12 protein-coding genes and 1 pseudogene are annotated in these 13,455 nt (G+C 64.0%); all 13 read left to right on the top strand.

All coding sequences use genetic code 11. The annotated features are described in order from the left end of the window. The first annotated feature begins 4 nt into the window (after positions 1–4). The 13 genes and pseudogenes from phbB to trbJ all read left to right on the top strand — a co-directional run bounded on the left by phbB (position 5) and on the right by trbJ (position 13,452). Positions 5–751, top strand: a complete 747-nt coding sequence (gene phbB / locus ABUE11_RS09985; RefSeq protein ID WP_201395627.1) for an acetoacetyl-CoA reductase — start codon at positions 5–7, stop codon at positions 749–751. Positions 752–819: 68 nt separating this feature from the next. Next, positions 820–1,383 (top strand): universal stress protein, encoded by a 564-nt coding sequence (locus ABUE11_RS09980; protein ID WP_201395626.1) that lies wholly within the window; start codon positions 820–822, stop codon positions 1,381–1,383. Between the two features lie 37 nt (positions 1,384–1,420). Continuing rightward, positions 1,421–2,350: pseudogene (locus tag ABUE11_RS09975) on the top strand (bifunctional enoyl-CoA hydratase/phosphate acetyltransferase); the annotation flags it as partial. Positions 2,351–2,432: 82 nt separating this feature from the next. After that, positions 2,433–4,448, top strand: a complete 2,016-nt coding sequence (locus ABUE11_RS09970; RefSeq protein ID WP_236598205.1) for an alpha/beta fold hydrolase — start codon at positions 2,433–2,435, stop codon at positions 4,446–4,448. 191 nt (positions 4,449–4,639) lie between these two features. Beyond that, entirely contained in the window at positions 4,640–5,566 is a 927-nt protein-coding gene (locus ABUE11_RS09965) for a LysR family transcriptional regulator (RefSeq protein WP_201395623.1), read from the top strand. A gap of 13 nt (positions 5,567–5,579) precedes the next feature. Next, positions 5,580–5,807: an EexN family lipoprotein gene (locus ABUE11_RS09960; RefSeq protein ID WP_013519655.1), complete on the top strand. Its 228-nt coding sequence runs from the start codon at positions 5,580–5,582 to the stop codon at positions 5,805–5,807. Positions 5,808–6,050: 243 nt separating this feature from the next. Beyond that, positions 6,051–8,072, top strand: a complete 2,022-nt coding sequence (locus ABUE11_RS09955; RefSeq protein WP_201395622.1) for a conjugal transfer protein TraG — start codon at positions 6,051–6,053, stop codon at positions 8,070–8,072. Beyond that, on the top strand, positions 8,069–8,533 hold the full coding sequence (locus ABUE11_RS09950) for a CopG family transcriptional regulator (protein ID WP_201395621.1): 465 nt from the start codon (positions 8,069–8,071) through the stop codon (positions 8,531–8,533). Before ABUE11_RS09955 ends, ABUE11_RS09950 begins: the two co-directional genes overlap by 4 nt. After that, complete coding sequence (trbB, locus tag ABUE11_RS09945) at positions 8,530–9,564, top strand: P-type conjugative transfer ATPase TrbB (RefSeq protein ID WP_201395620.1); 1,035 nt, start codon at positions 8,530–8,532, stop codon at positions 9,562–9,564. The genes ABUE11_RS09950 and trbB overlap by 4 nt, the downstream gene beginning before the upstream one ends. Then, positions 9,561–9,944 (top strand): TrbC/VirB2 family protein, encoded by a 384-nt coding sequence (locus ABUE11_RS09940; RefSeq protein ID WP_201395619.1) that lies wholly within the window; start codon positions 9,561–9,563, stop codon positions 9,942–9,944. The genes trbB and ABUE11_RS09940 overlap by 4 nt, the downstream gene beginning before the upstream one ends. Further along, on the top strand, positions 9,941–10,213 hold the full coding sequence (locus tag ABUE11_RS09935; RefSeq protein ID WP_020230337.1) for a VirB3 family type IV secretion system protein: 273 nt from the start codon (positions 9,941–9,943) through the stop codon (positions 10,211–10,213). Before ABUE11_RS09940 ends, ABUE11_RS09935 begins: the two co-directional genes overlap by 4 nt. 15 nt (positions 10,214–10,228) lie before the next feature. Next, positions 10,229–12,700 carry a conjugal transfer protein TrbE gene (gene trbE / locus ABUE11_RS09930; RefSeq protein ID WP_201395618.1) on the top strand — a complete coding sequence of 824 codons (2,472 nt, stop codon included), beginning with the start codon at positions 10,229–10,231 and terminating at the stop codon, positions 12,698–12,700. After that, positions 12,697–13,452 (top strand): P-type conjugative transfer protein TrbJ, encoded by a 756-nt coding sequence (gene trbJ, locus ABUE11_RS09925; protein WP_201395617.1) that lies wholly within the window; start codon positions 12,697–12,699, stop codon positions 13,450–13,452. Before trbE ends, trbJ begins: the two co-directional genes overlap by 4 nt. Positions 13,453–13,455 lie beyond the last annotated feature (3 nt).

Below are 13,455 nucleotides of genomic sequence, written 5' to 3'. Positions count from 1 at the left end.
GCATATGAGCAGTTCGGGACGAACCGCCCTGGTCACTGGCGGCAATCGCGGCCTTGGCGCGGCCATTGCCCGCGCGCTGGACGACGCGGGCCACCGCGTCATCATCACGCACACGCCCGGCAACGACAAGGTCGCCGCCTGGCTTGACGCGCAGGATGCCAAGGGCTACCGGTTCACGGCCTACGGCGTCGATGTCGGCAACTGGGAATCGACCCAGGCTTTGGCGCGTCAGATTCAGGCGGACGGCCACCACGTTGACATCCTGGTGAACAACGCCGGCATCACCCGCGACGCGACCCTGCGCAAGATGGACAAGGCCGGCTGGGACGCCGTGCTGCGCACCAACCTGGACTCCATGTTCAATGTCACCAAGCCATTCATCGATCCGATGGTGGAGCGTGGCTGGGGGCGCATCGTCAACGTCTCGTCCATCAACGGCAGCAAGGGTCAGTTCGGCCAGACCAATTACTCGGCGGCCAAGGCCGGCGTGCATGGCTTCACCAAGGCGCTCGCGCAGGAGGTGGCACGCAAGGGCGTGACGGTCAACACCGTCTCGCCGGGCTATCTGGCCACCGAAATGGTGATGGCGGTGCGCGAGGACGTGCGCCAGAAGGTCATCGAAGCGATTCCGGTGGGTCGCCTCGGCCAGCCGGATGAGATCGCGGCGCTGGTGGCCTTTATCGCCAGTGAGGCTGCTGCTTTCATGACGGGCAGCAACATGGCGATGAACGGTGGCCAGCACATGTCATGAGTCGGGAGAGCCCGCAGCCCTTGCGGGCGGTTTCCCGCGCGGCAGTCAACGCCTCCCGGAGGAGTTCCATGTATTCCCGATTTCTGGTGCCGCTGGACGGCAGTCCCACATCCTTCCTGGCGCTCGATCATGCGGCAGAACTGGCACGCCTGAGCGGCGCCACCGTGATCTTGCTGCATATCGTCGAACCAACGCGCCACAGCACGGGTTTCGAGCGCCCCGAGGTCTACATCAAGGATGTCCGCCCACGCTTCCTCAAAGCCGGCCAGGCGTTGCTGGATGAGGCTGCAAGTCGGCTCCGTCGGGAAGGAATTGCCACAGAGACGGTGCTGCTTGAAAGCGGCACCGAACGCGTGTCGGAACAGATCGCGCAGCAGGCCGAGGTGAGCGATTGCGACTTGATCATCCTGGGCACTCACGGGCGTCGCGGCGTGAACCGGCTGCTGCTGGGCAGCGATGCGGAGCAAGTAGCGCGCATTGCGCCAGTTCCGGTAATGCTGGTGCGCCAGTCGAGCCGAGATGGTGGTCAGCCATCTTCAGCCGCACGGGCGCCAGTCAAGGCCAGCGACAACACCGGTACGTCAGGCTGGCGTCCAACTGGCGCAAGCAAGGTGAAGAAATCACATGAATGAACAAGCCCCAGAGGGCGTTCGCCCCGATCCTCCAAGTGGTGTCGAGCGTCTTATCGCCCATGTCAAAACCATGGCCCCGGTTCGCACCGCGGTGGTGCACCCTTGTGACGCGCTCAGCCTGGGCGGTGCCTTGGACGCGCGCGATGCCGGCGTCATCACACCAGTATTGGTGGCGCCGCTCGCCAAGTTGCGTGCCGTTGCGGCCGACATGGGGTTGGAACTGGGAGACACCGAGGTCGTCGATGTGCCGCACAGCCACGCCGCAGCAGCAGCCGCCGCCCGGCTGGCTGGCAAGGGCGAGGTGCAGGCGCTGATGAAAGGCAGCTTGCACAGCGATGAGTACCTGGGTGCCATCCTGGCGCCCGAAGCCTGCCTGCGCACCGAGCGTCGATTGACGCACTGCTACATCATGCAGACGGCCAGCTACCCTCGGCCCTTCATCATCACCGACGCCGCCATCAACATCGCTCCGACGCTCGAAATCAAGGCCGACATCGTGCGCAACGCCATCGACTTGGCGCACGCCATCGGTATTGCCGAGCCCAAGGTGGCGATCCTCGCGGCGGTCGAGACCGTCAACCCGCGCATGCTTTCGACCCTGGATGCCGCGGCACTGTGCAAGATGGCCGATCGTGGCCAGATCACCGGGGCTGTGCTCGACGGGCCACTGGCCTTTGATAACGCCGTCTCTCCCGATGCCGCGCGCGTCAAGGGCATCAAGTCCACCGTGGCCGGGCAAGCCGACATCCTGGTCGTTCCCGACCTGGAAAGCGGCAACATGCTGGCCAAGCAACTGGAATACATGGGCCAAGCCGACAGTGCGGGGATCGTGATGGGCGCGCGCGTACCGATTGTGCTCACCAGTCGCTCGGACTCGCGCCGCACGCGAATAGCTTCATGCGCCATTGCGCTGATTTTGGCGCATCGCCAGCGTGCTCTTGTTCAGGGCAAAGAGAACCGCGCATGAAATGCAATTTCACGGGCAATGTTCCGTTCATTTCAGGTAATGATTCTGCAGTGCCGGTACGCAGCTCTCGATCGTGAGGCATATGCTCCTTGCATCTCTCTGGCGTTGGTTGATCGTGATTACCGCCGCGTTTGCACTTGGTGGTTGCGCGGTCGTCAGTGAATTCAAACCTTCTGTCGCTGTACGCGCGATGACGCCGGATGAATACGTTGCCCTACGACGCGGCGATCTCCTCGGCAGAGGCAAACTCAGTGCACCGACCTTGCAGACGATCCGCGTTACCGGGCTCGATGAGCGCGTTTGCGCAACGAACACCTCGCTCACTTGCATCGAGGCGTTGACCATGATGAAGGACTTGGACGGCGAAACGAGGCTGTCGGCACTGGCTGAACTCTGGTTGCAGCATGCCATGTCGGTCTCGACGGCAGTCCCAAATAGTCGCATCGCTTCTACTTCCGCCTGGATCGAGACGGCTCGGCACGCTTACGCGTATCTCTTTTTCACCAGACGCTCGCCCGGCGAGCGCGCGTTTGAGGAGCGGCAGACGCAGGTGCGCGATTGGTACAACTATGCGGTGCAAAAAACGGTCACGCAATTGTTTGGCTTACAGCACCAAGCACTTCGTGTACATGCTGACGAATCGAAAACGGGATTCCGCGTTGGTGACTGGACTTTGCGAGTCGACTTGAACGCCCGGCTGCCCAACGATGCGACCACGCCACGCGAGTTGCTGCCTGCGAACACTCTGGCATTCCAAGGCCTGCGCGGCATCTATCGCAGGGACGGCTTGGGTGCCGAATTGGTGGCTGTAACGGATGAAGAACCCAAGTCACTGGACGAATCAGGCGAATATTCCGCCGGTAACGAGCGCCCAAGGGTATTTCCCGCCTGGAGCGAAATGCCAACGCCCAACGTGACAGTAATGCTTCGTTTTGATGCACTCACTGTCGATGATCTGCTTGCCTCGCATGAACTCATCGTCGGTGTGTATGACCCCTTGGTACAGGACTATCTGCAACTCCACGGCCAACGCGTTCCACTGGCGGGTAACTTCACGGCTGGCTACGGCTTATGGTTGGCGCGTTCGGGATTCAACCAGCAATCCTTGCGAGGGCTTTTTGGGCGTGAGCATGGCATCGATCAGCCGCATCTGTATCTGATGCAGCCGTTCGACCCGCGGCGGCGCATCATCGTGATGGTGCATGGACTGGCGAGCAGCCCCGAAGCATGGGTCAACGTCGCCAATGAGCTTCTGGCTGATGAAGAGCTGCGATGCGAATTCCAAGTGTGGGAGATCTATTACCCCACGAATATGCCTGTACCAGCCAGTCATGCAGCAATCCGCCAAGTTCTGGCGGCAGCTTTGCATCACTTCGACCCTGATGAGGAAACCTTGGCTTCCCACGGGCTGGTGTTGATTGGACACAGCATGGGAGGAATGCTGGCGCGGCTGATGGTCTCCACGGCTGACCAGCAACTGTGGGAGTGGGCTGCATCGGATCCCAGGATCGATCTGGACGGTCTTGGGAGCACCCGCTCCCGCCTTGACCCCCTTTTGCGCTTTCAGCCATTCCCAGGTGTTGATCGCGTGATATTCGTTGCAACACCGCACCGTGGAACCGTGGTTGCCGGGCAGGGACTTGGGCGTTGGGTGGCCGGATTGATCCGCTTGCCATTGACGCTGCTGTCAACCCTCGGCGACGCCTTCCCGGCTCGCGCGGAGACCATGGCCACGGCACAGGCCACGATCTTGCAGAACATCCCCAACAGCATTGACCAACTCGACGAAAACGATCCTTTCGTCAAAGCTACGAGCGAGCTTCCGATTTCGGATCAGGTGTCCTATCACTCGATCATTGCCAGGCGGCAGGCTAACGGCCCTCTCGCTGAATCGGACGATGGTTTGGTTCCCTATCGAAGCGCGCATCTGGAGGGTGCCGAGTCGGAAAAAATCATCGTGTCCGGACACAGCGTGCAGGAGACCGCCGCATCCATCGTCGAAATCCGGCGAATCCTGCGCGAGGATATTTCCAAGCATCGGTTGACAGCCGCTGATTCGTCTTCCGTCCGGAGAGGGAGTTGCCCACCCCAACGATGAGTTCAGTCATTGATTTTTCGAAGCATAGTAAGTAACATATCACTTACTATGTAGTCTTGGCTGAATCGCTTGCATCGCACCGTGGACATTTTCGGTTTGGAAGGGCGGCGTCCTTGGTGTTCACACACGAGTGGAGCATCCGGCTGCATCCCACGGAACGTGGATGAGCTGACACGCTAGGAAGGACAGAAGTGGAGCTACGCCACCTTCGATGTTTTACCGCAGTCGCGGAAGAGCTTCATTTTGCTCGGGCCGCTGAACGGTTACACATCGACCAATCGCCGCTGTCTCGCACCATCAAGGAACTGGAAGAAGACCTTGGTGCGCGCCTGTTCGTTCGCACTACTCGCAGCACGCAATTGACCCGTGCGGGTCGATTGCTGTTGGAGCACGTACCGCGCATCTTCGCTGCGCTGGAGCAAGCACGCGATAGCGTCAGGTCTGCCTCCAATGGCTATCACGGGCAATTGCGCATTGCCTTGTCCGACGGCATCACGCCATCACGCTTGCCGGCGCTACTTGCGCAGTGCCGCGAAGAAGACCCCGAGGTCGAGGTTCGGTTGTTCGAAGTTTCGATGGCCCAACAAATCAAGGGTCTGCACGATGAGCTATACGACGCAGGATTTTCGATGGCCGAAGACGTAGGTGATGGCATCGTGGTTACGCCTGCCTGGGAGGATGAGTTGATGGTGGCGGTGCCCGCTCGCCATCCTGTTCTGGCCTTCAAGCAGATTCCGCTGGAGGAGGTTCTGCACTACCCGCTGGTGCTGGGCGACCCATTGATTTGCGAAGGACATGCACGTCAGGTCGATCGAATCTTGCGCAAGTACGAACGAGAGCCGCTCATCGTTCAGCACGTTGCCTCTTTTGACCTCATGATGACCTTGGTTTCCGCCGGGCTGGCCTTGGGCTTGGCCGGAGCGGCACACGTCGCGTCCAGCCGTGAGCTTGGTGTAGTGGCTCGGCCGTTGGCGGGTAAACCGCCAATGCTGACGACCTATCTACTGTGTCGCGATACAGAGGCTCCAGAGATGTTGGCCCGATTCATCGACCGGGTGGCCTCCATTGATTCAGCAGAAGCTCTGAGCAGCATCGGGAATCCACGATCCACTCGATGAAAGGATTGATCCCATGAACAAAGTGATGCTGCTGATGGTGGTTGCTGCGCTGACCGCATGCGGCCCCTCCCAACCTTCGGAAACCGTGGATGCGCTCGCCGCCAATCCCGACCGCATCAAGGAGATCCAGCGCCAATGCAGGGAAGATCGATCGAAGGTCGGCGACGAACTCTGCTTGCGTGCGGCAGAAGCCGCCAACCGGCGCTTCTTCGGTGATCGGCCTGAGCAAAAATCCAAGTAACTTCCTTGTCGTCGTTTTACCGCACGAAGTTCTCGCTGATACCTCACCACGCCGCAACGCGCTCGCGCCTGTGGTGTTTCTATTGCTTTCGCTTCCGCGCGAAATCTGGCTCTTTCAGCCTCAATCACCGCCATAACGGCCTTTGACCGGCACTGACCCGGCACCGATCCTGACGCCTGTGGCACGTCCTTAGTGCCGCTTCTTCTATGAGCAATCAGCGTAGGAGGAATCGGAGGCCAGGTCATGCAAGGGACGAACGTGCTGTTCGGTCAGATCGCCGTGGTATTCGGCATCGTGATCGTCGGAGTGTGGGCAGCCACACAATGGACAGCCACCGCCCTGGGCTACCAGCTACGCTTGGGCTCACCCTGGTTCGACTTTCTTGGCACGCCGGTCTACCACCCGTGGAAGCTGTTTGAGTGGTGGTTCGTCTTCGATGCCTACGCGCCGGAAGTCTTCAACACTGGCGGCATGATGGCGGGCGGCAGCGGGCTCGTCGCCGTGCTGGTTGCCATTGGCATGTCGGTCTGGCGCTCGCGGCAATCGCGCCTGGTCACGACCTTCGGCTCGGCACGCTGGGCGAACGCGCAGGACATTCGCAAGGCCGGCCTCACACAGCCGGCCGGCGTGTTTCTCGGCCAGCACGATCACCAGTACCTGCGCCATGAAGGCCCGGAACACGTCCTGACCTTCGCGCCCACGCGCTCGGGCAAGGGCGTGGGCCTGGTGGTGCCGACACTGCTTTCCTGGCCTGCATCCGCCGTCATCCACGACATCAAGGGCGAGAACTGGCAGATCACCGCAGGCTGGCGCAGTCGGTTCAGTCACTGCCTGCTGTTCAACCCGACCGATGCGAAGTCGGCCGCCTACAACCCGCTGCTGGAAGTGCGGCGCGGCGCGCATGAAGTGCGCGACGTGCAGAACATTGCGGACATTCTGGTCGATCCCGAAGGCGCGCTGGAGCGGCGCAATCACTGGGAAAAGACCTCGCACGCGCTGCTGGTCGGCGCCATCCTGCACGTGCTCTACGCGGGCGAAGACAAAACGCTGCGCGGCGTCGCCAACTTCCTCTCCGATCCAGCTTGCCCGTTCGAGCTGACGCTGCATCGGATGATGACCACGCCGCACCTCGTGAACGAGGAAGGTGGTGGCCCGCATCCCGTGGTGGCATCCGCTGCACGCGAAGTCCTCAACAAGAGCGACAACGAGCGCTCGGGCGTGCTGTCCACGGCCATGTCGTTCCTCGGCCTGTACCGTGACCCCACGGTGGCCGAAGTCACCTCGCGCTGCGATTGGCGCATCGCCGATCTGATCGCGGCAGAGCATCCGGTGTCGCTGTACCTGGTAGTGCCGCCTTCGGACATCTCGCGGACGAAGCCGCTCATTCGCCTGATCCTCAACCAGATCGGACGGCGGCTCACCGAATCGCTCGACGGCTCCGATGGCATCGAGCGCCGCCACAAGCTGCTGCTGATGCTCGACGAGTTCCCGGCGCTGGGGCGCCTCGACTTCTTCGAGACGGCGTTGGCCTTCATGGCCGGCTATGGCATCCGCAGCTTCCTCATCGCCCAAAGCCTGAACCAGATCGACAAGGCGTATGGGCAGAACCATTCCATCCTCGATAACTGCCATGTCCGCGTGACGTTTGCGACGAACGACGAGCGCACCGCCAAACGGATCTCCGAGACGCTGGGTACGGCCACCGAGTTGCGCGCCCAGCGCAATTACGCGGGCCACCGGCTCGCGCCGTGGCTGGGGCATCTGATGGTGTCGCGCCAGGAAACCGCGCGCCCGCTGCTGACGCCGGGCGAAGTGATGCAGCTTCCGCCCGACGAAGCCGTGGTGATGGTGTCCAGCGTGGCGCCGATCAAGGCCAAGAAGCTGCGCTACTACGCGGACAGCAATTTCAAGCGTCGCGTGCTGCCGCCGCCCGTGCTTGCCGCCGGGCGCTATGCCGACGTGCCGCCCTCGCGGGCCGACGACTGGAGCGGGTTGGCGATTCCCGCCATGCCTGCCGCACCGGCTTCGGCTCCCGTTCCCATTGATGAGCTGGGCAGTGCCGACGACGGCGGCGGCCCGCGCCGTCAGCCCGAACTCTCCGAAACCTTCGCCTACGACCCCGAGCTGGCCGCGCCCGCAGCCGACCTCGGGTTGCTCGATGACGACGACGACCTGCCGCTTCCCCTTCCTCGCCAGCTTGATCCGGCCATGCAGCGCACGGCCCGGCTGGCTTCCCTCGACCCCAACGACGGAATCGAGCTATGAGCCACTACCGCCTCAACCTGTTCATCCAGCCGGAGCACGCCACGCGACTCGACGAGCTGGCCGCCAAGAAAGGCGTGTCCAAGTCGTCCATCGTCGCCGCTGCCTTGGCGTCCTGGCTGTCTCCGGACGCGGCAGACCAGCGCGAGGCTGCCATCGCCAAGCGGCTGGATCGCCTGTCGCGCCAGGCCGAGCGCATGGAGCGCGACCAGAACATCCAGATCGAGACGCTGGCGCTGTTCATCCGCTACTACCTCACGGTCAGCACGCCAGTTCCCGAGGCGCACCAAGACGCGGCGCGCGCCCAGGGCAAGGCGCGGTTCGAGCAGTTCGTGGAGCAGTTGGGCCGTCACCTGCTGCGCGGACGCAGCCTGGTGCGCGACGTGGTGGAGGAACTGCATCCCGATCCGATGCGGATGGATGACGCGGCGGCAGTTGCCGAAGCGCAGGAGCGCGCCTCATGAGCGCCGCGCCTTCGTCCTTCGCCACCTCGCTCGACCGCCGCATCCAGATGCTCCGCACGGCGATGGGGCCGCTGATCGCTGCCGCGCTCGAAGACCCGGACGTGGTGGAAGTCATGCTCAATCCTGATCGCACCCTTTGGGTGGATCGGCTTTCATCGGGCCGCGCACCGATGGGCGTGGAGCTGTCCGAGGCGGACGGCGAGCGAATCATCCGCCTTGTCGCCGCCCACGTTGGCGCAGAAGTCCATCGCGGCCAGCCGTTGCTGTCGGCCGAGTTGCCCGAGACGGGCGAACGCTTCGAGGGCATTTTGCCGCCGGCAGCTCCGGGGCCGGCCTTCGCGCTGCGCAAGCGCGCCATCGGCGTCATTCCTCTGTCGCGCTACATCGAAGACGGAATGATGACCGCCGAGCAGGCGGGCTTTCTCGTTCGCGCCGTGCGCGAGCGCCAGAACGTCCTGATCGCCGGGGCTACCAGCAGCGGCAAGACCACGCTCGCCAATGCGCTGCTGGCCGAAATCGCCGCGACGGGCGACCGCGTGCTGGTGCTCGAAGACACGGTGGAGCTGCAATGCGCGGCCCGCGACCACGTTCCGCTGCGCACGCGCGCAGGCGTGGTGTCCATGACCGAGCTGGTGCGCTCGTCCATGCGCTTGCGCCCGGATCGCGTCGTGGTCGGCGAAGTGCGCGGCGCCGAGGCACTGGATCTCATCAAGGTATGGGGCACTGGCCATCCGGGCGGCATCGCAACTATCCACGCCGGCTCCGCGCTCGGCGCGCTGCTGCGCCTGGAGCAACTGATTCTCGAAGTGGCGCTGAACCCGCCCCGTGCGCTGATCGCGGAAGCGGTCAACGTGGTCATCCACATCGCCGGGCGCGGACGCAAGCGCCGCATCGAGAGCATCGCCCGCGTCGTCGGCTTCGACGGCGTGGGCTATCAACTGGCGGATGCGCTGGAAGCGCCGTTTCCCGAGCTGCTGCCGCAGTCCGACCTTTCTTCCCTGTCCCCTGACCATCCTGGAGAACTGCCATGACGCAGATGCAGGTTCCTGCTTTCCGTTTTTCTGTAAATCCGGCTTTCCGCCTTGCGCGGCTGCGCAGCCTGGCCCGCCCTGCGGGGCAAGGGTTGCTGCTGGCCGCGCTGTTCCTGTTCCTCGCTGGAACCGCACAGGCCGCCGGCTCCTCGATGCCCTGGGAAGGCCCGCTGCAATCCATCCTTGAATCCATCCAAGGGCCGGTGGCGCGCATCGTTGCGGTCATCATCATCATCGCCACGGGCCTCGCGCTCGCCTTCGGCGATACGTCGGGCGGCTTCCGCAAGTTGATCCAGATCGTCTTCGGTCTGTCCATCGCCTTCGCCGCGTCCTCGTTCTTCCTGTCGTTCTTCAGCTTCTCGGGCGGGGCCGTCGTATGAGTGCCCCGGACACCTTCGCGGCCGGGTTCGAGGTGCCGCTGCATCGCTCGCTCACCGAGCCGATCTTGCTGGGCGGCGCACCGCGCACCGTGGCGATCGCCAACGGCACGTTGGCCGCCGCTGTCGGGCTGGGCCTGCAACTGTGGATTCCCGGTGTCGTGCTTTGGATCGTCGGCCATTCGCTGGCGATGTGGGGCGCGCGCGTCGATCCGCAGTTCATGGCCGTGTTCGCGCGGCACATCAAGCACCGCCCGCTGCTCGACGTGTGAGGGGAGGACGCCACGATGCTGAACGTCGCCGAATACCGCCAGCGCCCGGCCTTGCTCGCCGACTGGCTGCCCTGGGCCGGGCTGGTGGCGCCGGGCGTAGTCGTGAACAAGGACGGCAGCTTCCAGCGCACGGCGCGCTTTCGTGGCCCCGACCTCGACAGCGCGACGCAAGGCGAGCTGATCGCCACATCGGCGCGCTTGAACAACGCGCTGCGCCGCCTGGGTTCGGGCTGGGCGCTGTTCATCGAAGCCGAGCGCCGGTCTGCCGCCGACTACCCGCACTCCGATTTCCCCGAACCGCTGTCCTGGCTGGTCGATGAAGAACGCCGCGCCGCTTTCGAGGATTCGGGCAACCACTTCGAGAGCGGCTATCACCTGACGCTGGCCTACCTGCCGTCCGAGGAATCCCGTGCCCGCGCCGCGGGCCTGCTGTATGAAAACCGGCCCACCGAAGGCGTGGATTGGCGCGAACGGTTGCACGCCTTCGTCGCTGAAACGGATCGCATCTTCGACCTGCTCGATGGCGTGATGCCGGAAATCGCGTGGCTCGATGACAGCCAGACGTTGACCTACCTGCATTCGACCGTCTCGACGCGCCGCTACCGCGTGGGCGTGCCCGAGGTGCCGTTCCACATCGACGCGCTGCTGACTGACTCCGCGCTGGTCGGTGGCCTGGCACCCATGCTGGGCGATCAGCACCTGCGCGTGGTGTCGGTGCGCGGTTTCCCGACCTCGACCTGGCCGGGGATTCTGGACGACCTCAACCGCCTGGGCTTCGCGTATCGCTGGAGTACGCGCTTTCTGTGCCTGGACAAAGCCGAGGCGGGACGGGAATTGGGACGCCTGCGCCGCCAGTGGTTTGCGAAAAGGAAGAACGTCATCGCGCTGCTGCGCGAGACGATCTTCCAGCAGGAAAGCCCGCTGGTCGATACCGACGCCAACAACAAGGCCGCCGACGCCGATGCTGCCTTGCAGGAACTGGGCAGCGATCAAGTCGCCTTCGGCTACCTGACGGCGACCGTCACCGTCATGGACGCGGACGCCGCCGTGGCCGACGAGAAGCTGCGCATGGTGGAGCGCGTCATCCAGGGCCGGGGCTTCGTCACCATCCCCGAAACGCTCAACGCCGTGGATGCGTGGCTGTCCTCGATCCCCGGCAATGCCTATGCGAACGTGCGCCAGCCCATCGTCTCGACGCTGAACCTGGCGCACATGATGCCGGTGTCGGCGGTATGGGCCGGCCAGGAGCGCAATGCGCATCTCGATGGCCCGCCGCTGATCGTCACGCGCACTGACGGCGCCACGCCGTTCCGACTGGTGACGCACATCGGCGACGTGGGCAACACTCTGGTGGTTGGCCCCATCGGCATGGGCAAGTCGGTGCTGCTGGCGACGATGGCGATGCAGTTCCGCCGCTATCGCGGCTCGCGCATCTTCGCCTTCGACATGGGGCGCTCGATCCGTGCGGCCATCCTGGGAATGGGCGGCGAGCACTACGACCTGGGCGCGGATGACGAGATCGCCTTCCAGCCGCTGGCTCGCATCGACCGCGAGGGCTACCGCACCTGGGCCAGCGAATGGGTGGAAGGTCGCCTGCTGCACGAAGGCGCGGCCGTCGGCCCGGACGAGAAGGCGGCCATCTGGTCTGCGCTGGGGAGCTTGGCCAGCGCGCCGGTGGAGCAGCGCACGCTGACGGGCCTGACGGCCTTGCTGCAATCGAACACCTTGCGCCAGGCACTCGCGCCCTACGTCCTGGGCGGTGCGCACGGCAGGCTGCTGGATGCCGACCACGACCGCCTCGGCACGGCCGACGTGCAGGCGTTCGAGATGGAGGAGCTGATGCACAGCAAGGCCGCTGTGCTCGCGGTGCTGCGCTATCTGTTCGCGCGCTTCGAGGAGCGGCTGGATGGTGCGCCCACGTTGCTGATCCTTGATGAAGCGTGGCTGTTCCTCGATGACCCGGTATTCGCGGCGCGCATCCGCCAGTGGCTCAAGACGCTGCGCAAGAAGAACGTCAGCGTCATCTTCGCTACGCAGTCGCTCGCGGACGTGAAGGACTCGGCCATCGCACCCGCAATCATCGAAAGCTGCGCGAGTCGGATTTTCTTGCCGAACCCGCAAGCGACCGAACCGCAGATTCGCACGATCTACGAAGGCTTCGGCCTCAACAGCCGACAGATCGAGATTGTCGCCACCGCGCAGCCCAAGCGCGACTACTACTACCAATCCCGCCTCGGCAACCGCGTGTTCGACCTCGACCTGGGGCCGGCGACGCTGGCCTTCGCGGGCGCTTCCACGCCGCAAGACCAGCGCGCCATTGATGAGGTTCTTGGCCGCGTGCCGCAGGACGCTGGCGTGTCCGGCTTCGCGGGCGCCTGGCTGCGCCATCGCGGCCTCGATTGGGCGGCTGACCTGCTGCCCTCGTTCCCCGGCCTCGCGCCGGGTTCCCTCCGTACCGCTGACCACCCCCAGGAGAACCAACCATGAAATTGCATACCCCCAAACTCGCCGCGCTGACCGCTGCCTGCGTGCTCGCCTTCGGCATCGCACAGCCTGCGCACGCGCTGTTCGGCGTCGGCGACATCGTGCTCGATCCGACCAATCTGGTGCAAAACACGCTCACGGCGGTTCGCACACTGGAGCAGATAAATAACCAGATCCGCCAGCTCCAGAACGAAGCGCAAATGCTCATCAACCAGGCGCGCAATCTGGCCAGCCTGCCGTCCAGTGTGGTCGGCCAGTTGCGCGAGAACCTGGCGACCACCCAGCGACTGATCGCGCAGGCCAAGGGCTTGGCCTACGACGTGACAAGCATCGACCGCGAATTCGCGCGTCTGTATCCCGAGAAGTACGCCGCCACGGTGAGCGGCAATCAGATGTACCTCGATGCGCAGGAGCGTTGGAAGAACACGCTCAACGGCCTGCAAACCACCATGCAGATGCAGGCCCAGGCGTCGCAGAACCTGAGCGATGACGAAAGCGTGCTGACCGACCTCGTGGGCAAGAGCCAGTCGGCCGAGGGTGCGCTGCAAGCGATGCAGGCCATGAACCAGTTGCTGGCCTTGCAGGCCAAGCAGTCGATTCAGACGCAGCGGCTCCAGATCACGCAAGACCGCGCGGCCTCGCTGGAACTGGCGCGGCAGGCGGCGGCCACGGAGCGCGGGCGCGAGGTGACGCGCCGCTTCCTGGGCGAAGGCACGCCGTACACGCCGCAGCCCGTGAACTTCTACAACCGCTGACGG

The sequence above is a fragment of the Oryzisolibacter sp. LB2S genome (genome assembly GCF_040732315.1).
GTDB classification, from domain to species: domain Bacteria; phylum Pseudomonadota; class Gammaproteobacteria; order Burkholderiales; family Burkholderiaceae_C; genus Alicycliphilus; species Alicycliphilus soli.
The sequence above is the reverse complement of the archived record's forward strand: the minus strand, read 5'-3'. Positions and strand labels throughout refer to the sequence as shown.